The organism is Pseudomonas sp. 2725, assembly GCF_050434585.1.
In the GTDB taxonomy this organism is placed as follows: domain Bacteria; phylum Pseudomonadota; class Gammaproteobacteria; order Pseudomonadales; family Pseudomonadaceae; genus Aquipseudomonas; species Aquipseudomonas jessenii.
In genome coordinates, this window is the sequence record NZ_JBNDIV010000005.1 from 262,647 (window position 1) to 284,327 (window position 21,681).

Consider the following 21,681-nt stretch of genomic DNA (forward strand, 5'->3'; position numbering starts at 1 on the left):
GGCTCACATAAAAGCAAAAGCCTCCCCCCATTAACGGCTATACATGAAAGAAGGGGTTGATCAATGACCATAAGAGGAGGCCCATGCAGACCTTTCAAGTATTGATCATCGGCAGCGGGTTTGGCGGCCAATGTGCAGCAATCAATTTGCTCAAGGCCGACATCGACGATTTTCGCCTGCTGGAGCGGCGTGATTTCTTCGGCGGCACCTGGTGCCAGAACACCTACCCCGGCGCGGCAGTCGACGTGCCCTCGCCGCTGTACTCCCTGTCTTTTGCTCCGTATCGCTGGACGCAAATGTTCGCCGAACAGGCCGAACTGCACCGTTACACCCGCCACGTGGTGGAGCACTTCGGCCTGCGGGACAAAGTGGAACTGGGCGCCAATGTCGAGCGCGTCGAATGGGACGACGCCCACAAACGCTGGACGGTGTACACCACCGGCAAAGGCACGTTTTGCGCACAGTTCCTGATCAACGCGACCGGGCCGCTGAGTCAACCGGTTGTTCCGCGCTTCGACGGACAGGAGCGTTTTCAAGGTAAAGCGTTTCACACCAACAACTGGGATCATCACTACGACTACCGGCAAAAACGCGTGGCCATCGTCGGCAGCGGCGCCAGTGCGGCCCAGGTCATTCCGGCCATCGCCCCGGACGTCGGGCACTTGCATGTATTCCAGCGCACGCCCCACTGGGTCCTGCCCCGGGCTGACCGCAGCTTTGGCCGTTTCCAGCGCTGGCTGCTGGGGTTCAAGCCGGCCTACAAGCTGCTGCGCTGGGGGATCTACTGGCAATTCGAAACCCGGGTGATTGCCTTCAAGTATTCGAAACCGGCGGTGCACATGGTCCAGCGCCAGGCCCTGCGTTTTCTCAAACGCCAGGTGCCGGATGCCGAACTGCGGCGCCAACTGACGCCGGACTACACCATCGGCTGCAAACGGGTGATTCTGTCCAGCACGCTGTACCCGGCACTGGCGCGCGACAACGTGACGCTGCACAGCCGCGAGCAAGGCATCGCGTCCATCGACGAGACCGGTATCGTGACACTGGACGGCCAGCACATCGACCTGGACCTGATCGTCTGGTCCACTGGCTACGATGCCACCGACGGGGTGATTTCCTACCCGGTAACGGGCAAAAAAGGCACCCGTCTCAAGGAGGTCTGGGCGCAGTACCCACGGGCCTACCTCGGCACCGCCCTGCCCGACTTTCCCAACCTGTTCATCGTCACCGGACCGAACACCGGGATTGGCCACACCTCGGCGCTGTTCATCATCGAATCCCAGATGAATTACATCCTCGATTGCATTCGCACCTTGAAGACTCAAGGTTTACGCAGCATCGAAGTTCGCCATGAGGCGGAACGTACCTACACTGAAATGATCCACCGGGAAATGGAACGCACCGTGTGGAAATCCGGTGGTTGCCACAGTTGGTATCAAAGCAAGAGCGGTCATGTGATTGCCATGTTTCCGGGATTCAGCTTCAGCTTTCATCGCTTGACCCGAGCGCTGAAACCCGCCGATCACATTTTGTCCTGAGCAGATAGAAGGGAGACGCGTGATGCTTTTGTTGTTCGTCGTTCTCGCAGTGTTCGTTGCCTGGAGCTGGCTGACCTACCCAGCCATCGGCTACTGGCTCTATGACTTGAGCATGGCGGCCGAGGCCAAGTTGTACCGGCTGCACAAGATCGTCGTGCCCATCCCCGAAATGACCGTCTCGACCTGGCAAGGCGGGCCGTACGAGGCCACCAGCAGTGTGCTGATGCTCCATGGCTTCAGCGCCGACAAAAACCTCTGGCTGCGTTTCGCCCGGCACTTTGTCGGCAGCCATCGGGTGATCATCCCGGACATCGCCGGCCATGGCGAAACCGGCTTCAAGGCGGGCGGCGGCTACGACATCCCGCTGCAGGCCAAACGCATGATCCAGCTGCTGGACGTTTGCGGGGTGGAGAAAGTCCATGTCATCGGCAACTCCATGGGCGGCTACATGGCGGCGTGGCTCGCGGCCACTTACCCGGAACGCATTGTGTCCGTGGCCCTGGTCGACCCGGCCGGGGTCACCTCCCCCGAGCCCAGTGACCTTGAGCGGCATTTGGCCAAGGGCCACAACCCGTTTCTGATTCACTCGCGCGAAGAATTCCGGCGTTTCTACGCCATGACCATGGCTTCGCCACCTTGGGTACCGAAGCTGGTGCTCGATGCCGTCGCCCAGCGCTATGAACAGTCCCGCGAAGAACTGGAGGAAATCTTCCGCGAATTCCGTGCCAGCCCGCCGATGGAACCGCACCTGCCCGACATCACCGCCCCGGCGCTGTTGCTGTGGGGGCGCAAGGACCGGCTGATCGACGTCAGCAGCGTGGCGGTCTGGAGCAAGGGCATCGCCGACCTGCGCGTGCATATCTGGGATGCCATCGGGCACATGCCCATGGTGGAAGCGCCATACGGTTCGGCGCGCCTGTATCGCGAGTTTTTGGCATCGCTGCGCTCGGAGAGCCCACAGGATCAACGACTGCATTAGGGGGGGCGTTCTCAATTAGTTTCCCCACCGCGTTGTCGCCTTAAAGCTGGCCAGGCAAGGCGTAGGCCGCGGGGAATGGTTGTTCCCTTTCCAAGGCCTGCAACGCAGCATGGCCAGCTTTAAGGCACAACCCGAAGGGCCGGGTCTGCTGTTGTGCAGGGCTGTGTTGCTCGAAGCTGATTTGGAATGACCAAACTGCGCTTCTCGCGCCTTGCCCTGCACAACAGCAGACCCGGCGCGGTAGGGAAACTAATTGAGAACGCCCCCTAGCAGTCCTTAGCAGAATGAAGTTCGTCAGAAACTTCGTTTGTCGGCGTCGCTGAAGGCTGCGATCTTTCGTCCATCCTTTACGTCACCGCGCCAGGAATCCTGTTCATGAACCACCCGAACTTCGTCAGCCCTGACCTGATCCGCCAACGCTTCTCCAAAGCGATGTCCGACATGTACCGCGAGGAAGTGCCGTTGTACGGCGCGTTGATGGAACTGGTGGAACAGACTAACCGTCACGTGCTGGACAACGATGCGCAAATCCTGCGGCAGCTCACCAGCACCGGCGAAATCGAACGCCTGGACCTGGAACGGCATGGGGCGATCCGTGTCGGTACGGCCGATGAACTGGCGACCCTCGCCCGCCTGTTCGCGGTGATGGGCATGCAACCGGTGGGTTACTACGACCTGACACCGGCCGGTGTGCCAGTGCATTCCACGGCGTTTCGCGCGGTGCATGAAGCGTCGCTGCAGGTCAGCCCGTTCCGGGTGTTCACGTCGCTGTTGCGCCTGGAATTGATCGAAGACCTGCAGCTACGAGCGTTCGCCCAGTCGATGCTCGACCAGCGTTCGATCTTCACCCCCACGGCCCTCACGCTTATCGAGCGCGCCGAATCCCAGGGTGGCCTGACCGAACAGCAAGCCCTGGACTTCGTCGAGCAGGCACTGGAAACGTTTCGCTGGCACCACAGCGCCACCGTCACCGCCGAACAGTATCAACAGCTCAGCGCCCAGCATCGTCTGATCGCCGACGTGGTGGCGTTCAAGGGCCCGCACATCAACCACCTGACACCACGGACCCTGGACATCGACATCGTCCAGGCGCAGATGCCGGCCCATGGCATCACCCCCAAAGCGGTGATCGAAGGCCCGCCTCGCCGCCAGTGCCCGATCCTGCTGCGCCAGACCAGCTTCAAGGCTCTGGACGAGCCGATTGCCTTCACCGATCAAAGCGAGGCTCGCGGCAGTCACAGTGCCCGGTTCGGCGAGATCGAACAGCGCGGTGCCGCCCTCACGCCCAAAGGCCGCGCACTCTACGACCGTTTGCTCAATGCCGCGCGGGACGAACTCAAGGACTTCCCCAACGAAGCCAACGCTGCGCGCTACAACGCCCTGATGGCGCAGCATTTCAGCGAGTTCCCTGACACCTGGGAAGGCATGCGCCAACAGGGCCTGGCTTACTTTCGCTACTTCGTGACGGAAAAGGGCCTGGCGGCGGGCGACCTGAAAAACGCGCCCCTGGAAGACCTGCTCAGCGACGGTTACCTGCGGGTAGAACCCCTGGTGTACGAAGACTTCCTGCCCGTCAGCGCGGCGGGGATTTTTCAATCAAACCTGGGGGACGCGGCGCAAACCCGTTACGGCGCCCATGCCAACCAGCAAGCGTTCGAACAGGCCCTGGGGCGTTCGACGATCGATGAGCTGGAACTGTACGCCGAGAGCCAGCGGCGTTCGATCGAACAGTGTTTCGCCGCGTTGGCCGATGTTGCGTCAAGTCAATAAAAAACATGACTGAATGATTTGTCACAACTCAATAAAAACGGGCGACCTACAGGTCGCCCGTTTTTTTTATATCCGAAACGTTCTGTACAGCAAATAAAGTGTTCGCCCAGTGCAATGGCCTCGGCAATCCATGCACTGGTAAAGAGCCCTGACACTGGGCGAACGGAACGTATTTTAGTAGAAGCGGATTAATATGTCCGTACGCAAAAATGAAATTTATCGACACAATGTTTAACAAGATGTCGATTTAAATACTATGCAACACGGCATCTCAAACTCACCAGTTCGACCATTACGAGCTGATTATTTCTATACAAAACTTGCACAAAAACAATCGGCCCGTATAACACCAATACTCAATATTAGTGCTTGCTGGTCACCGTCAATATGTCGGTATAAACCACGTTGACGCTTTGTCCGACTTTCAAGTCCTTGAGTTTGGCCTGGACTTCAGGTCGTTTGACGTCGACGGTCTTGGACTTGCCTTCCGGGTTTTCGAAGGTCACCTGGTTTTTCTTCAGGTCAATGCTGGTGATTTTCAGCTGCACTTTCACCTGACGGTACGCTTCGCCGCCGGGGTTGGGGCTACCTGGCGCTGTGCGCATTTCGCCGGTGGCTTCGGCGGTGCCGGGCAGGCCTTTGTCGACATCGGTGTCGAGGAAGGCTGCAACGGCGCTGGTAACCCTGATTTCCACCGTATCGCCAGCCTTGAGGTTGTCGAGGTTTTTCGCCTTGTCGGTCAACTGCACAGGGAACTCATTACCCTGCGGGCCTTTAAGGACCACGGAATGGTTCGCGGTATCTACCGAAACGACTTTGGTGGTGACCTGGTCAACCACCACAACTTCGGACAACGGGAGTTCGGCGGCAACCGCGCCAAAACTGGCGACAGACAGCAAGGTTGCGAGGGTGATGGCTTTGCTCAGTGCGTGGCGTTTCATAGGCAGAACATTCCCTGTGATAGATGGCAACAGACGGCGTTGAAACCGGGCTCAACGCCATGTGTGCGAGTGAGCATAGACGCTGTTCAGCGAGTGGTCGCGCCGCAGCGGTGATTTTCCTGACACGAGCGCCTAGTACCCGGTCATTTCCAGATAGCCTTGCCCTGCATGGCTGCCACTGAGCCGCACCGGGCCTTCCCAGTACGGAATGCGCAAGTCCATCCAGGCCTGGGGATTGAGCGCGGCAATGGTTATATCGAGGTGTCTTGCAGGGATTTTGATCGACCAGCGAATGGGCATCTCACGCCCGGCAACCCGGGCGGTGTCTTGCGGCGTGAGACTGATGTCGCGGGCGTGCAGCAATTGTGTCTGGCCCCGGGCGTCGATCCAGGTGCCGGTGAGGTAAGGCTCACCGTCCTTTTGCCGCATGCGATACAGCATCACCTGCTCGCCGCTGTCCAGATGCAGGGAGATCCAGTCCCAACCGGTCTGGTTGCTCGTCAGGGGCTGACTGCTCCATTCCCGGTCGAGCCAGGCCGGGCCACTGACCCGAAAGGTCTTGCCGTCGATGTCCAGGGTGCCGCTGGCCTGGAAAAACGGCTGGCTGTAGTAATAAGAGGCCTGACCCTGTTCGGATTTCTGGCTGAAGCCCCGGTCCCCCTGAAGCACCAGCGGACCTGTCGAAGTCAACCGCAGCCGGTAGCTGAAACGCCGGTCGCTGGCACTGAGCTGCAGGTCGGCCAACGGGTCGTCGGCAGTCGCCTGGCTACTCAATTGCCAGTCGTCGATCCACGCGTTGAACGGCGCGACGCTGACACCAGCTTGACCGACGCCGCCACGGGCATAACGTTCGGCCGCGTGATGCGCCGTCGCCGATGTCACTGCCGCGTGGCCGAGCCAGATCGTCTGATTCTGCCAGCCCAGCACCTCGGGGGTGGCTTTCAAGGCACTGCGGAACAAGGTCCATTGCGCGCCAAACTCATGCCCCTGATCGTCCTTCAGGTTGGCCGTGACATACCACCATTCGATGCGAAAGCCGTCGTGCGGGCCGTGATCCGCCGGGAAGCTGAACACCCGACCGGGCACCACCGGGGTGAACGCAGCGGCCTGGTTGCCCAACCCGGCAAAGCCTTTTTCCACCGGTGCCGGTTGATCGCAACCGCTTGCCAGCAGCGCCAGGAGCAACACGCCGGCTTTAATCTTCATGGGCAAACGTCCGCAGCAGGTCCGCCGGTTGCGTGCGGTACAAACGGTACAACGGCCAGGCCGAGGCCAGTAACGTCGCCACCAGCGCCAGCCCCATCAATTGCAACAGTTGCAATGGAAACACTCGCAACGGCAGTCGCCAGCCAAAGGCCTGCACGTTGATCACCGCGTCCAGGCACCACGCCAGGGCGATGCCCAGCGGCAACGCCAGCACCAGGGTCAATATCGCCAGCAGCCAGGTTTGCCCGAGGTTGAGCAACATCAAATGCCGACGCGTCACGCCCAACGCCCACAATGGCGCCAGTTGCCCGAGACGGCTCTGGCTTTGGGTCAACAGGCTGATGAACAGCGCCACCCCCGCCACGCACAGTGTCAGGCTGTTGAGTGCGGCGGTGGCAGCGAAGGTGCGCTCGAAGACTTGCGTGGACCAGCCCTTGAGCCGCGCCTGATCGACGATGCGGCTGTCGTCCAGGGCAAATCGCGCCTGCAATGCCGTGACGAACACCGGGATCGACGCCGGCTCGATGCGCAGGTTGAAGCGGTTCGGAGTCAGTTGCGGCCAGCCGCGCAACAGGTGGCGGATGTTCACCAGAATGTGGCCCTTGGGATTGCCGTAGTCGGCGTAGATCCCGACGATCCGTGGCGACCACGGGCCGGTGGGCGTTGGCAGCGTCAGGTGATCGCCCAGTTGCACTCGCAGGCGCCGGGCCAGTTGTTCGCTGAGCATCACCGCATCGTCCTTGGCCAGTCGCTCCCAAGGGTTGTCGCCCAAGGCTTCGAGCAGTGGCCAGTGCTGGCGATAGGTCGGATGGTCGATGATCCCGGACAGGTCCGTCGGCCAGCCCTGCAATTGAATCGAAACCTGCCAGTTGGGCAGCACGGCCACCAGTTGCGGCTGCTGGTTGAGCCAGCTGTGCAGGTCCCGAGCCTGGGCCGGGTTCTGTGGATTGAGGTAAAGCTCGGCCGTCAACCGTTGTTCGAGCCAATTGCTGAAGGTCTGGCGAAACCCTGCTGTCATGCTGCCGGCACCAATGTTCGCCGCCATGGCCAACAGCAGCGCCATCAAGGCCAGGCTCAACGCCGGCAGTTGCTGGCGGCAATCGGCAACAAACCACTGGCCGAGCACCGAGCGACTGCGCTGCGAAACGAGACTGAGCAGCGCGCTGAGCACCACCGGCAAGGCCAGCGCGGCACCGATCAACAGCGCGGCCATCAACACGAAGCCACTGATCAGGCTGTGGCCGAAGATCAACGCCAGCAACGCGGTCATCCCGGCCATGGCCGCCACCCAACCCTGGCGTCGCAACCAGCGTGCATGGGCTTGATGCCAGGCCTGCGGATCGGCCAGCGCCAGCAACGGCAGACGCGCCGCCCGCAGCAGGCTGTTGGCCCCGGCCAGCAGCGCGCCGATCAGACTCAAGCCGATACCACTGAACCACCACGACAGACCAAGGCTCAACTGCCCCGCCACTTCGGCGCCATACAAGCCACGCAGGCTGGCAGCGACATCGGGTAACAGCACGCCGGCCAGCAGGTAGCCGCTGACCACCCCGGCCACACCACCGATCAGGGCCAATCCACCCAATTCGACGGCAAGACAGGCCATCAGCATCCGCGCACTCACACCGCAGGCACGCAGGGTTCGGAGCAAGCTTCGCCGTTGCTCCAGCGCCAGCCCGATGGCGGCGTGCACGATAAACAGGCCGACCACGAACGACAGCACCCCCAGGGCATCGAGGTTCAGGTGAAAGCTTTCGGTCAGGCGCCTCAGATTGTTTTCTTCGCCGGCGCGCTTGAGTTGCAACTGGCCCTTGAACGGCTCCGGCAACGGCGCGGTGAAATCCTTCGGTAACAGCAGCCGCGACAGTTGCTGCGGCAACCCAAGAATCTGCTGGGCAAAACCGATGTCCACCAGCAGCACGCCGGGCGCCATATCGGCCTGCACATGCAGCGGCGGCAGGGCCACGCCCGCCAGGTTCAGTGGCCGGTCACCCTCGCGCAAACCCATTGCCTGCAAGGTCTGCGACGATATCCAGGTGCTGCCCGGCGGACTGAAAAAGCCGACCACCTGTTCAATCGCCAAGGCCTGCCCGGCCACCGCTGCGCCCGCCGGCAGCGACACCGGCTCGATGCCCATCAACTGCAAGCGCTGCTCTTCGTGCCCCTTGAGCGTGACCCGGCCTTGCAGCACCGGTGACACCGGCCACCCCGCGCGTCGCAGATCGATAAACCATTGCTGGGGGAACGTGCCGCCACCGGGCGCACCGAGGCTGGCCTGAGGTTCGCCACCGATCAATTGACTGGCGCGGGCATAGCTGTCGCGGGCCTGGCTGTTGAGTGCCTGGACGCCGGTCAACAGACTGGTGGCCAGCCACAACCCGGTCAGCACACTGAAAAACTGCACCGGATGCTGCCGCCAGTGGCTGAGCAGTGCGCGCAGGGTTTCGCCAAAGATGCGCATGTCAGCGCTCGCCCGCAGCGGCCAGGCGACCGCCGCACAGCAGGGCTTTTTCCGCCAGCCGTGCCGCGACGCCGGGGCTGTGGGTGACCATCAACAGGCTGGTGGGGCTGTCGTCGAGCAATTCCAGCAGCAACTGCAACACCTCGGCACCGGTGGTTTCATCGAGGCTGCCGGTGGGCTCGTCGGCCAGCAACAATGGCGGACGCGACGCCAGCGCCCGGCCCAGCGCGACCCGTTGCTGCTGGCCGCCGGACAGCTGCTCGGGGTAGCGCCGCAGCAGCTCGCCCAGGCCCAGGCGTCGCACCAGGTGCGCCTGCCAGCGTGGGTCATGACGCCCCGCCAGCCGCGCCTGAATCGCCAGGTTGTCTTCGACCCGCAGGCTGCCGATCAGGTTGAACTGCTGGAACACCAGGCCGATTTCCGTACGGCGCCAGTTTGCCAGTTGCCCTTCATTCATCTGTTCCAGGCGATGCGCGCCACTGCGGATGCTGCCGCGATCGACCTTGTCCAGCCCGGCGATCAGGTGCAGCAAGGTGCTTTTGCCACTGCCCGACTCGCCCATCAGCGCCAGGCTGCTGCCGGGCCTGAGCGTCAGGTCGACGCCTTGCAGCACCGGCAGCGGCCCCTGCGGTGTGGCGTAGCTTTTGAAAACACCATGGACTTCAAGCATGGCTCAACCTGCTGGATAGGCGTGGCTCAAGGATAGCGGTCCTGAATGTTTTTTGTCCGTTGCTGATGATCGCCCCGCCCGCGCCCCGCCCTACCCTCGAAGCTGGTCTAACCATAACGATAAAAAACGGAGACGCCATGCCTCGTTTCACCTTGAGCCCTCGTGGGCTGCTCGCTTGCCTGATCACTGCCTGCCTTGCGCAATCGGTGGTCGCCGCCGATGAACCGGTCGCAGCCAGCCCGCAAACCACGGCCAGTAACACCGCCGTGCTGCAACAACTGCCCTTCACCGACCGCACCGACTACGAGTCGGTCACCAAGGGTCTGATCGCGCCGTTCAAGGGCCAGGTCAAGGACGCCTCGGGCAAGGTCATCTGGGATATCCAGGCCTATGACTTCCTCGCCAAAGACCAGGCCCCGGAGTCGGTCAACCCGAGCCTCTGGCGCCTGGCCCAACTCAGCGCCCATGCCGGATTGTTCGAAGTCAGCCCACGGCTGTATCAGGTACGCGGCCTCGACCTGGCCAACATGACCATCATCGAAGGCGACGACGGGCTGATCATCATCGACCCGCTGACCATGGCCGAAACCGCCAAGGCGGCACTGGACCTGTACTACCAGAACCGTCCGCGCAAACCGGTGGTGGCGGTGATCTACAGCCACACCCACGTCGACCACTTCGGTGGCGTGCGCGGGGTCATCGACGAAGCCGACGTCAAGGCCGGCAAGGTCAAGGTGTTCGCCCCCACCGGGTTCATGGAACACGTGATGAGCGAGAACGTCTACGCCGGCAATGCCATGAGCCGCCGCGCACAGTTCCAGTTCGGCAGCCTGCTGCCCCGTGGCGAAAAAGGCCAGGTCGACGCCGGCCTGGGCAAGAGCACACCGAGCGGCGGCACTGTCACCCTGATCCCGCCCACCGACCTGATCGACAAGGAACTGCAAACCCGCACCATCGCCGGTCTCGAGGTAGAGTTCCAGTTGACCCCGGGCACCGAGGCGCCGGCAGAGATGAACCTGTACCTGCCGCAATTGCGCGCCTTGTGCATGGCGGAAAACGCCACGCAAATGATGCACAACATCCTTACCCCCCGCGGCGCGCAAGTGCGTGACGCCAAGGCCTGGGCCGAGTACCTCGACGCCAGCCTGGCGCGTTACGGCGACAAGAGCGACGTGTTGTTCGCCCAGCACAACTGGCCGACCTGGGGTGGCGAACGCATCCGCACCTTCCTCGCCGACCAGCGCGACATGTACGCCTTCCTCAATGACCGCACCCTGCACCTGCTGAACCAGGGCCTGACGCCGCTGGAAATCGCCGATTCAATCAAGAAACTGCCCGGCAACCTCGACCAGAAGTGGTACACCCGTGGCTACTACGGCTCACTGAGTTTCAACACCCGGGCGGTGTATCAGCGCTACATGGGTTTCTATGACGGTAACCCGGCCAACCTCAATCCGCTGCCGCCGGTAGAAACGGCCAAGCGTTCGGTCGAGGCCATGGGCGGCGAAGCGGCAGTGCTTGAGAAAATGCAGGCGGCGATGGCCAAGGGTGAATACCGCTGGGCCGCGCAACTGGGCAATCAGGTGCTGTTCGCCAACCCGGACAACGGCGACGCCCGCAAAGTCCAGGCCCAGGCGTTGGAGCAAATGGGCTATCAAAGTGAAAACGCCACCTGGCGCAACATGTACCTGACCGGTGCCATGGAGCTGCGCAACGGCGTGCCACCCCATGCGGGCACTTCGGTATCGGTGGACATGGTGCGGGCGATGAGCCCGCAGATGTTCTTCGACTTCCTGGCGGTGCGCCTGGACAGTGAAAAGGCCGTAGGCCATGACCTGACCCTGAACTGGACCTTCGATGACCTGAGCAAGGACTTCAACCTGACCCTGCGCAATGGCGTGCTGACCCACCGTGCAGGGCTCAATGCTCAGGCGGATGCCAGCGTGACCATGAGCAAGGCCACCCTGGAACAGATCAGCCTCAAGCAACTGGATATTCCGACGGCAATCCAGAAAGGTCTGATCAAGTTGCAAGGCAATGGCAAGAAGCTTGGGGAGTTGATGAGCAGCCTCGATACGTTTGCGCCGCAGTTCAATATTGTCACGCCTTGACCGGATGACGCGGGAAACCGCGTCGCCTTCATCGCGAGCAGGCTCGCTCCCACACTGGATCTGTGCCATTCACAAATGCTGTGAACAACCCGATCCCCTGTGGGAGCGAGCTTGCTCGCGATGGCTTTGTGTCAGGCGATGATTGTTTTGTGGGTGTACATATCCCTTGCTGCGGTCACGGCCACTCAGGGTTCCGCCCTTACGGCGGGTCACTTGGAAAAGCGGAGCGCCGCCCGGCCCCAAGTAACCAAGGGCTCTTGCCCCTGACGTTCGGTGCCTCGCCTAGGCTCGGCATGCCCTCGCTCCGGTCCTGCTCCGTGGGCCCGCCGCCATCGGCCATCCATGGCCGGGGGCGGCTAACCCGAGGCGGCCTACCGGCCGGCCTGTTTGCCGGGTTCGTTCGTCTGTGAGTACCTGATTGACTGTCAGGTCGCCATCGCGAGCAAGCTCGCTCCCACAGGGGGCCGGGTTGTTCACAGCATTTGTGAACGACACAGATCCTCTGTGGGAGCGAGCTTGCTCGCGATGCGGTTCAGGCAGACACCACTTCAACCACCGGCATTTTCCAGCGCTGATTGACCACCTGCTGCCCGGGTCCATACAGGCGCAGGACCAGGGTGAACGCTCCGCTTGCAGGCGTCGGCAACCAGTTGCTCTGCTCCGGCGGAGCGACATTCTGCAGGATCAACGTCAACCCGCCGTCCGCATCTTCTTGCAACTGATCCCGACTGCTCAGGCAGTAGCGATTGATCGGGTTGGCCACCAGTTGCCGGTCCGGCAAGTCATACAGCGTCAGCGACCAGAACTCGCTGGCCGGCGGCAATTGACCCGCTGCGAAACGCAGGCGATAGCTTCGCCCACCCTGCAAGGGTTGCCCCTGATTATCCAGACGAGTGCCGGTGTAGAAGGCCTCTTCCACGCTGTTGCCGTAGATGCCGACATTCGCCGCGACAGCGCGGTTGAGGTAATTGCCGTTCAGCGCTTCGCGAGTGCCGAACAGCCCGAGGGTGGTGCGTACCTGGCTCACCGCGATTTGCAGTTGCGCCTGGGCCTCTTGAATCCCCGCGAGCAGTGCCTGGCGCGTTGCTGGCGGCAACGTCGCCGGGTCGAAACCCTGGCCGGGCACGATGCCGATCCGTGCAAACCGCGCGCGCAAGGCTTGTTCGGACGGTTGCGTGGGGCACAGGCTGAGGATCTGGTTCAGCGCCGGGATAAACTCCAGCCCCAACCCGGTCTTGCTGTCCCAGGGGCGCCAGTCAATGGCTGGCGCAGGCACAGGCGGCGCACTGCCGATGTATTCATGCAACGAACGCAAACCGTATTGCTGCTGCAAGGCACGCACCGCCGGCAGGTCCCCGGCGTTTTTCAGGCCCGTTCTCCCAAGCACCATGACGATTTCGGTTTCACTGCGCAGCACAGCCTTGACGCCGTCCGGTGTCGGGCCTTGCCAGTGGGGTCCGGCGATCAGGTAATTCCCCGCATCGCGACCGGTGCTGAGCACGCCGACATAAGCAAAGTTGTGGGTGTACTGGTCGACCAGTTGAAGCACGTAATAGCGGTCGTCAGGCACGGCCGGCACGCTCAACACCTGCGGCTCGCTGCGCAGGTCAAGCCACGCCCAGGAGTACGGCGTGTCGTTGTTCGGCGTGACGATGTCGCGGTTGTTCGGGGTAAACAACTCGCTGTAATGACGAAAGCGGTTGAAGCCGCCGACGTACTCCGGCGCGGCCGGGTTGAGCGCCTGTTTTTCCATGGTCTGGTAATGCATGAGCATGGGGTACGCGTAAATCCACGCCTCTTTGGCAATCTGCCGAGGGTCATCGGAATCACCGGCCAGCAGCCGGCGTGGAAACATCAGGCTTGCTCCCAATACCCCCATGCCGCCCAGCAACCGGCGGCGACTGAAAATCAGGTTCATGATTCGATCCTCGCAATCGTCGGCAACTGATAACTCCCGTCCAATGCCCCGCCCTTGGGCAGGTACAGGCGCAACAGCAGGTTGAACGGACCTTGCGGCGTCGGCAGCCAGTTGCCCTGCGGCGCAGCCTTGGGCGCATCGGCTTGCAGGATCAGGGTCAAGCCGCCGTCGGCATCGTATTGTAGACCAGGGCTGCGGTCGCCCAGGGCGTAACGCTGGATCGGGTTGGCCACCAGCAACTGGGTTTTGCCGTCATACAGGGTCAGCGACCAGAACGCATTCACCGGCGGCAATTGCCCGGCGGGAAAATGCAGGCGATAGGCGTGTTGGCCATTGAGTTCCTGCCCCTTTGCATCGTGCAACGCCATCGGGTACAGCGCTTCCACCGCATCGTTGGCGTAGATGTAGCGCCAGGCGACTGCGGCACGGGTCAGGTCATCGTCACCAAACTTGCCGACGTTGGGCGGCGACGGCAACCAGCCCTGCTGTTCCACCGATAGTCGGCTGGAGGCTGCGCGGACCTGTTCGCGACCGGCTTCGGCGCCCTGTGCGACGGCTTCGTTCAAGTCCGCCGGGGCCTGGAATCCGGCCCCCGGCTTCACCCCGATGGCGGCGAAACGGACCAGTTTCTTTTGTTCGCTGGCGGTCCATTGATGCAAGGGGGCCAGCGCGTTGAAGGTGCTGAACAACACCTGCGCCGGCCCGTGCCTGGTGTCCGTGTACGCTGGCAGTTGCAGCGGTGCCAGGGGTTCAGGGGGCGCGCTGCCATTGACTTTGGACAGCGGTTGCAAGGCGTAGCCCCTCAGCACTTGCGCGGCGTCTTTCTGATCCGCTTCGCCCTTGACCTCGGTCCGTCCCAACAGGAAGACCAGCCGGCTCGGTGAGCGAATCACCGCGCTGAACCCCGAAGGCGCGGGCCCCTTCCAGTCCGGCCCGACAATCAGGTAGCGCCCCGCCTTGTCACCCGTGGCGCGAGTGCCGATGTAGTCGAGGTTGTCGGTGCGCATGTCCACCAGCTGGAAACTGTAGTAGCGACCTTGCACGGCCGGTACGTCGAGCACCACAGGTTCGCTGCGCAAGTCCAGCAAGGCACGGGAATAGAAAGTGTCGTTGTTGGGCGACACCACTTTGTTGTCTTGCGGGCCGAGCAGGCGCGGTTCGCTGTAGAGACGGTTGAACGGCAGTTTCGCGGCGATGGCGCTGAGCACTTTGTCGTGTTCGACGGTGGCGTAGGCGAACACGTAGGCCTCCTGCGCCAGGTCTTTGGCTTGCTGTTGGTCGAGGGTTGCGGCGTGAACAGTACCCAGGCTCGCGCCCAGGGCCAGAGCGGATATCCAGTAGCGCATGGCAGATTTCCTGGTAGATAAATATCAACACACACTGATCCCTGTGGGAGCGAGCTTGCTCGCGATGAAGCCGGAACATCCAACATTGATGTCGTCTGACACGCCGCCATCGCGAGCAAGCTCGCTCCCACAAGGGATTTACGGTGCCTCCCGGTTTACTTGGCCCAACGCCGCAGGTCCGACGGGGTGTAGTCGTCGGTCTTGGCGGCGAAGCCCACGCGCATCGGCTCGGTCTCTTCGTTGGCCAGGCCGCCGGCGTAGTAGCGTCCGGAGATCAGGTCATAGGAGGTTTCCAGCACGTTGTAGGTGAAGCCGTGGTCGTACTGCTGGATCGCGTGCAGTTCACCGCTGCGCCACAGTTCACCGCGACTGTCGTACTGGTCCGACTGGGCGATCTGCCAGCTGTCTTCGTCCACATAGAAGCGACGTTTGGCGTAGATGTGCCGGGCACCGGGCTTGAGGGTCGCTTCGACCACCCACACGCGGTGCTTCTCGTAGCGGGCCAGATCCTGATTGACGTGGTTGGGCTTGATCACGGTGTCGTACTTGAGGTCGCGGCTGCCGATCTTGTAGCTGTTGTAAGGGATGAACAACTCTTGCTTACCCACCAGTTTCCAGTCGAAACGGTCCGGCGCGCCGTTGTAGCCATCGATGTTGTCGGCGGTGATCAGGCCGTTGCTGTAACGGGCGCTGTTGTCGTAGGCGATCATCGGCGCACGGCGCACGCGACGTTGCCCCGGCAGGTACTGCCAGGCCGAACGCGGCTCGGCGACCTGGTCAATCGGCTCGTGCACGAGCACCGCCTCACCGGACAGACGCGCCGGTTCCAGCACCCGGCTCTTGAACATGAACAGGATGTTCGAGCCCGGTTCCAGCCCGCCCACGGTGTCGGCAAAGTTGATCAAAGACTGGTTGCGCACGTAGCTGGTGGCGCCATTTTCACGCACCAGCGCGGCGCTGCTGATGCGCTCGTAACTGCCGCCGCGATAACGGGTCATGTGGTTCCACATCACCTCCAGGCCTTCGGTGGGCAACGGAAACGGAATGCCCCTGGCATAGTCGTGCAAGCCGTTGCCGCCGTCGGCCATGCTGGTCTTGGCGACGTTCTCACGACTGGCCGCCAGTACCTCCTTGGGCAGGTTGGCGCTGCGATGGCTCGGGTAGATGTTCATCTTGTAGGTGTCGGGAAAACGCTTGAACAACGCGATTTGCCCGGGGCTGAGAAACTTCTGGTATTGCGTCAGGTTCTGCGCGGTGACGGTGAGCAACGGCTTCTCGGCGGCATACGGATCGCTGTAGCCGCCCTTGCTGTCGACGGTGCCGGCGTTGCTCGCCAGACCACCGGTCCAGGCCGGAATGCTGCCGTCGGCATTGGCCGCCATTTCCGAGCCCATGGGGGTCAGGGTCTTGCCCAGTGCCACCGAATCGGTGCCTTTGGCCTGGGCCAGGCCGACGGTGCAGGCCAGGGCCAGCACGCACAATTGCATACGCATAACGGTTCTCCTTAGAAGTCTGCCTTGAAGCTGACGGATGCAAAATCGCGGTCGTCGAGGGTGCTGTAGTCGTTGGAACCGAAGAACGTGTTGTAGGCCAGTTCCACGCTGTAGTCGTTCATGTAGACGCCGGTCAGGCTCACGCCCAGCGCTTGCTGGCCTTCCTGGAACGGCCCTTGCGGATCGTAGGAATAGCCCGAGACGTCATGCCGCCAGTTGACGGCCGGAATCAGGTTGATGCCTGGCAACACATCGCTGTATTCGAGGCTGGCGCGCAGGCGATACCCCCACGACCAATCGGTGGCAAAGCCCTTGTCGGTGCAGTATTGGTTGGTCACACCTGAAGCCACCGTGTTGCACAGCGTGCCGTTGCGCGGGGCGCTGCGGCCGAACGCGGCGTTACGGCCCAGGCGCTCGTCCCCCAGATCGTCGATGTGCACGACACCGGCCTCACCGAACAGGCTCAGGCGCGTGGCGCCCAGCACGTTGTCGATGGCCTGGGTGGCCGAACCGGTCAACTGCCAGACGCCCTTGCGCTCCCACGCATCGAACTGGCTGCCATTGGTGGTGCTGAAGCCGGGCGGCAACTGCAACCAGGAACTGCCCCCCGGTCCGGAAATCACCGCAACGTTGACGTCGGGCGCGTTGATCGCGATCGGCATGTTCGGCCGGTAGCTCAACTCACCGGCCAGGGAAATCCCGGTGACAGGCTCGACGCCGTTGAGGCTGATGCCGTACAGGCGAATGTTTTCCGGGAAGGCCGCCGCATAGCTCGGCCCCTGGATACCACCGGGGAAGGTACCGGGCAAGGCGGTGTTCCTGGCGTTAATGGTGAAGTACGGCAACCGCGAGTGATAGTTGATGTAGTAGATCGCCGCTTCCGCATCGTTGAGCGCCGGGATCATCTGGCGCAAGGCGAAGCCGAACTGGCCGTTGTCGGACGGCGATTCGTTGCCCCGGGACGTGGCGAACAAACCAGCGGCCTGCATCTGTTGATCGGTCTGTACCTGGCTCAGGTACAGCGGCCCGCAACCCGGCTGGATCACATCACTGCTGGCGAAGAAGGTGCCGCAACCGTCGAGAACGCTGGGGCGCCAGTTGTACTGGTAGAAACCTTCGAGGTTGGTGGTGTCTGTCAGGCCGAAGCTGAAGGAGACCATCTCCACCGGCAACTGGCCTTCCTTGATCTCCACGCCGGGACGGTTGAACGCCGAGATGTCCAACGGGTTGATCACGTTGATGCCGTTCTGGATCAGCAGCGCTTCGCCCCAGGACAACACCTGGTTACCGACCTTTACGTTCAGCGGATGTTCGGCCACCTGGAAGTCTTTCCAGACGTAGGCATCGAGCACCTCGAAGCCCTTGAATTTTGACAGGTCGTCCCAGCCCGAATCGTCGAAATCCTTGAAGCGGCCATTGCCGGTTTCATAGGCATGGTCGTACCAGTACTTGAAGCGAATGAACGCGCCCTGACCCTGGCCATCGAGACTGATATCGGTGAGCCCCTTGAAGAGTTGCGAGATGGGGTCGCCCTTCTTGAAGTTCAGCCGGTTGTCGTCGGCGCTGACGCTGGTGCCATTGGCATTTACGCCCTGGGCCTGCAGGGCGTTGGCGCGGGTCATCAGGCTTTTGTCAGGGTTTTGCGTCGACCAGCTGCTGCCCAGGCTCAGGCTGGTCTTGGTCGACAGGCTCCAGTCTTCGTTGAGGTCAAATGTGGTGGCGTAGGTTGGCCCCGTCAGTACGGCAAGAATCGCCAGCGCAAGGGGTTGCGGGCGAGTGTGGCCAAGCCGGTGAAGCCGTTGGCGGACTCCGGCTGTGGCCGAGCGTTTTTTTATCATTATTAGGCTCCGGTCAGGTTTGCTCAGCCCGGACACGGTGCCCAACTATCGGCCCCGACACGCAAGCGATGGCCGACAAAAAATAATCATCGGGGGTATCTGCGGGGGGCTTCGGTTAATTTCTGAAGGCGTACATATCCGTTTCTGCGGATGCGGTCACCTGTGGGAGCGAGCTTGCTCGCGAAGGACGTCAACGATAACGCGTGTTGTCTGAATGAACGCGGTGTCTGGACGTTTTTCGCGAGCAAGCTCGCTCCCACAGGTACTGAGTACATCCGCAAGATTTCGGTCGACTGTGAGGCCGCCTTCGCAAGCAGGCTCGCTCCTACAGAAGAGCAAAGGCAGAGCGGCGTACACCCGCGCTTCTCACCACTCATCAGGCCGAGCGTTAGCTCGCCTGCAGCTCTTGATCTTGATCCACCCGCCCCCTCGGAAGGCCTCGTGGGACGTGAAGGGATCAACGGATATGTACTCCATCACCAAAGCCCTATACCCCGGACTACAAACCAAGGCGAAACTGCTTAGGCGTAATCCCGAACTGCTTGCGAAACGCCCGAATGAAATTGCTCGGCTGCCGATACCCCAACCGCTCGGCAATCCGCTCAATCGGCTGATCCCCCGCCGTCAACCAGTGCCGCGCCAACTCCAGGCTATCGCTACGGGTGTGTTGCGCCGCAGCGGTCTGCCAGTGCCGCAACATACTCTGATGCAAAAACCCATTGGCCCCCAGCAAAGGCTCATCGAGACTGGCCGCTGGCAGGCTCAGACACGGATGTGAACCCTCCAGCACCTCGACACCCATGCTACGCAACCACTGCCCGGCAGCCTGTTGCGGCGTCAAGTGGACCGCGACGAACACCTCGGCCGGCGCGCGCCCCAAACGTCGGGCGATGTTGCGCACCAACGTCAGGGTCGCCGCATCGAGACCAAAAAAATGCGGCGGCTGGTCAACACTGCGCAAATGCAAGCGAGCCTGCCCGTCACCCTCCTCCAGTTCCGCCACTACGTAGTTGGTCACCCGCGGCAGGAAATCAGTGAAACACGCCAGGCTCGCGCGAAGGGTCGCGGCGGAGTCCAGCAGAATGTTCAAACCCCGTAACGTGGTAGTCGCCATGCCATTGACCAGTTCGCAGCCAAACGACACCCCGGCGCCCGCACGTTCGCATTCATTCCACAGGCGTTCGACCAGGTGCGCGGGCACGTGCAGGTCCTGCCCTTCGAGCAACGACTGGCAGATGCCGGCCCGTTGCAGCAGTTGGTCCTGGCACAGTCCGGACTGCCGGGCATGGCTGAGAATGGTACGGGTGAAGGCGCTGGAAATGAACGGTTGGCTGGTCATGGCAGGTTACGGCGAGAAGACAGGCGTGTACTTATGCCAGCCCCTGTGATATCGATCCAATGCATTAAAAGTATCCGACAAATGCAGGAGACGCATGATGGACCTACGACAACTCCGCCACCTTGTCGCCTTGGCCGATTACCGCAACTTCGGCCGTGCCGCCGAGGCGATCAACCTCAGCCAACCCGCCTTCAGTCGCAGCATCCAGACCCTGGAGCGCGACCTCGACTGCGCGCTGGTAGAACGCAGCAGCCGCGAATTCCGTCTGACTGGCCAGGGTCAACTGGTACTGCAACATGCCCGGCGCCTGCTCGCCGGCAGCCAGGCCCTGCAAAACGAACTGACGCAATACAACGGCCTGACCGGTGGCGAGTTGCACTTCGGCTGCGGCCCGTACCCGGCCCAGGTGCTGGTGCCCGAGGCGCTGGCGGAATTCATCCAGGCTCACCCGGCGATCCGCATCAGCTTCCACCAGGGCGACTGGGAGCAACTGGCGGTCTGGCTTCGCGAACAGCAGATCGAATTCCTCGTGGCCGACGCGCGGTACTTCACTGGCGACCCGCAATACCAGGTTCAGCTGTTGCGCCCTCGACGTGGGCGGTTCTTTTGCCGTGTCGGACATCCCTTGGCGCAGCAGCAGAACCTGTCCCTGCGCGCCCTGCTCGACTACGCGGTGGTCGGCACGCGAATACCGCCGATGATCCGCAAGATCCTCGCCGACGTGCAGGGCGAGGCGGACTTCAACCCGAGCGTGGAGTGCGCGCAATTCGATGCGATCCGCCGCGTGGTGATGCGCTCCGATGCGGTGGGTATAGCCACCATGGAGGCCTTGGCCGAACTGGTGGACCAGGGCCTGATCCGGCTGCTGGAGTTTACCGACGTGCCCAAGGAGGATCCCGGCCTGCAATTGCATTACGGCATCGTCAGCCGTGCCGGGCATTCCCTGACACCGGCCGCGCTGGCGATGGTCGATGCTGTGCTGACGGTCGACCAACGTTTGCTGGCGTCGAACTAGGCGCATCTGAAACACACACAAATCCCTGTAGGAGCGAGCTTGCTCGCGATGGTGTATCAGTCGACACAGCGGTGAATGACACTCCATCGCGAGCAAGCTCGCTCCTACAGGGGTAGATCACGCACGCCGCGCCAGCGACTGCAAGGCCCGGGGCTCACCGAGGGCGCGCAGCAGGCAGTGCATCGCCTCCTCGCGGCTGCGCTCGAAGCGATAGCGCGACTCGATGTACAGCGCCAGTTTCAATTCCACGGGTTCGTCCAGGGGCAGCGGCACGTGTTGCAGGCCCAGCACGTTGGCGACCCGGCTTGGCAGGCTGATGCCGAACGGCTGGCGATCGGCGATCAGCTTCGCGGCCAGGGTGCTTTGGGTGCTCATCGCCACATTCCGGCGCAGGCCTTTCAAGCCAAGCTGCAAGTCCACCGGGCTGAGCCCGTCGCGGCGGCTCGACACCTGGATCTGCGGCTGCTCCAGATACTCCTGCAGGGTGCGCGGCGGCTCCTTGAGCGCGGCGCCATAGGCGAACACATAATGGTCGGCGGGCAATGCCTGTTTGTGCAGGCCGGCAAGCCCGGCCAGCGGTTGGTCGAGGTCGATCAGGATATCCAGCTTGCCGCTGGCCAGATCCTGCAAGGCGTCGCGGCGCCGGGGCTGGAAATAACGCACCTGCCAATCGGCGTGGGGTGACTCGAGCAAGGCATCGAGCAGCACCGGTTGCAGGCAATCCAGACAACTGATGCGCAGCAGTGGATTGTTCTGCCGCGCGGCGGGAATCATGCGCAAGCCATCGCGCAGTGACTCCAGCGCTGCACGCACGTAGTCGGCCAGACGATGGGCGACCAGTGTCGGCGTCACCCCCAGGCGACTCTTGATGAACAGCGGGTCGCCGCACAACTCGCGCAGGCGACGCAACGCATTGCTCATGGCCGGTTGCGACAGGCACATCACCTCGGCCGCACGGGTGACGCTGCGCTGCTGATAAATCGCATCGAAGGCAAGCAACAGGTTCAAATCGAGCTGGCGTAAATCAAGCATGGTCTTGCTCCGGCAAATCGCTTA

15 protein-coding genes are annotated in these 21,681 nt (G+C 62.2%); 5 read left to right on the forward strand and 10 right to left on the reverse strand.

The annotated features are described in order from the left end of the window. The first annotated feature begins 83 nt into the window (after positions 1–83). The 3 genes from ABIE16_RS16050 to hglS all read left to right on the forward strand — a co-directional run bounded on the left by ABIE16_RS16050 (position 84) and on the right by hglS (position 4,287). The gene (locus ABIE16_RS16050) at positions 84–1,538 is read left to right on the forward strand and encodes a flavin-containing monooxygenase (RefSeq protein ID WP_090456359.1); all 1,455 of its coding nucleotides are present in this window, start codon (positions 84–86) and stop codon (positions 1,536–1,538) included. Positions 1,539–1,560: 22 nt separating this feature from the next. After that, complete coding sequence (locus ABIE16_RS16055) at positions 1,561–2,517, forward strand: alpha/beta fold hydrolase (RefSeq protein ID WP_429521526.1); 957 nt, start codon at positions 1,561–1,563, stop codon at positions 2,515–2,517. Positions 2,518–2,892: 375 nt separating this feature from the next. Then, complete coding sequence (hglS, locus tag ABIE16_RS16060) at positions 2,893–4,287, forward strand: 2-oxoadipate dioxygenase/decarboxylase HglS (protein WP_223504760.1); 1,395 nt, start codon at positions 2,893–2,895, stop codon at positions 4,285–4,287. A 362-nt stretch (positions 4,288–4,649) separates the two neighbouring features. Here hglS and ABIE16_RS16065 read toward each other — a convergent pair whose 3' ends face one another. The 4 genes from ABIE16_RS16065 to ABIE16_RS16080 all read right to left on the reverse strand — a co-directional run bounded on the left by ABIE16_RS16065 (position 4,650) and on the right by ABIE16_RS16080 (position 9,565). Continuing rightward, on the reverse strand, positions 4,650–5,228 hold the full coding sequence (locus ABIE16_RS16065; protein ID WP_154862343.1) for a hypothetical protein: 579 nt from the start codon (positions 5,226–5,228) through the stop codon (positions 4,650–4,652). A 132-nt stretch (positions 5,229–5,360) separates the two neighbouring features. Next, entirely contained in the window at positions 5,361–6,434 is a 1,074-nt protein-coding gene (locus tag ABIE16_RS16070) for a lipocalin-like domain-containing protein (protein ID WP_429521527.1), read from the reverse strand. Beyond that, entirely contained in the window at positions 6,424–8,895 is a 2,472-nt protein-coding gene (locus tag ABIE16_RS16075; RefSeq protein ID WP_429521528.1) for an ABC transporter permease, read from the reverse strand. Before ABIE16_RS16075 ends, ABIE16_RS16070 begins: the two co-directional genes overlap by 11 nt. Position 8,896: 1 nt before the next feature. Further along, on the reverse strand, positions 8,897–9,565 hold the full coding sequence (locus tag ABIE16_RS16080) for an ABC transporter ATP-binding protein (protein ID WP_090456368.1): 669 nt from the start codon (positions 9,563–9,565) through the stop codon (positions 8,897–8,899). Positions 9,566–9,702: 137 nt separating this feature from the next. On the opposite strand from ABIE16_RS16080, the gene ABIE16_RS16085 reads away from it, so the two are divergent. After that, positions 9,703–11,676: an alkyl/aryl-sulfatase gene (locus tag ABIE16_RS16085; RefSeq protein WP_429521529.1), complete on the forward strand. Its 1,974-nt coding sequence runs from the start codon at positions 9,703–9,705 to the stop codon at positions 11,674–11,676. A gap of 532 nt (positions 11,677–12,208) precedes the next feature. Here ABIE16_RS16085 and ABIE16_RS16090 read toward each other — a convergent pair. The 5 genes from ABIE16_RS16090 to ABIE16_RS16110 form a co-directional block, all read right to left on the reverse strand. Next, the gene (locus tag ABIE16_RS16090) at positions 12,209–13,594 is read right to left on the reverse strand and encodes a DUF1254 domain-containing protein (RefSeq protein WP_429521530.1); all 1,386 of its coding nucleotides are present in this window, start codon (positions 13,592–13,594) and stop codon (positions 12,209–12,211) included. Then, entirely contained in the window at positions 13,591–14,940 is a 1,350-nt protein-coding gene (locus ABIE16_RS16095; RefSeq protein WP_429521531.1) for a DUF1254 domain-containing protein, read from the reverse strand. Before ABIE16_RS16095 ends, ABIE16_RS16090 begins: the two co-directional genes overlap by 4 nt. Positions 14,941–15,095: 155 nt before the next feature. After that, positions 15,096–16,433: a DUF1329 domain-containing protein gene (locus ABIE16_RS16100; protein ID WP_429521532.1), complete on the reverse strand. Its 1,338-nt coding sequence runs from the start codon at positions 16,431–16,433 to the stop codon at positions 15,096–15,098. Positions 16,434–16,444: 11 nt separating this feature from the next. Then, a complete protein-coding gene (locus tag ABIE16_RS16105) occupies positions 16,445–18,271 on the reverse strand; it encodes a DUF1302 domain-containing protein (protein WP_429521533.1) in 1,827 nt (608 codons plus the stop codon). 499 nt (positions 18,272–18,770) lie between these two features. Then, complete coding sequence (locus tag ABIE16_RS16110) at positions 18,771–19,610, reverse strand: AraC family transcriptional regulator (protein WP_090456379.1); 840 nt, start codon at positions 19,608–19,610, stop codon at positions 18,771–18,773. A gap of 97 nt (positions 19,611–19,707) precedes the next feature. Here ABIE16_RS16110 and ABIE16_RS16115 point away from each other — a divergent pair, with 97 nt between their 5' ends. Beyond that, the gene (locus ABIE16_RS16115) at positions 19,708–20,625 is read left to right on the forward strand and encodes a LysR family transcriptional regulator (protein ID WP_429521534.1); all 918 of its coding nucleotides are present in this window, start codon (positions 19,708–19,710) and stop codon (positions 20,623–20,625) included. Between the two features lie 117 nt (positions 20,626–20,742). Here the strand turns inward: ABIE16_RS16115 and ABIE16_RS16120 are convergent, their stop codons facing one another. Beyond that, positions 20,743–21,657: a LysR family transcriptional regulator gene (locus ABIE16_RS16120; RefSeq protein ID WP_090456383.1), complete on the reverse strand. Its 915-nt coding sequence runs from the start codon at positions 21,655–21,657 to the stop codon at positions 20,743–20,745. Positions 21,658–21,681: the final 24 nt, after the last annotated feature.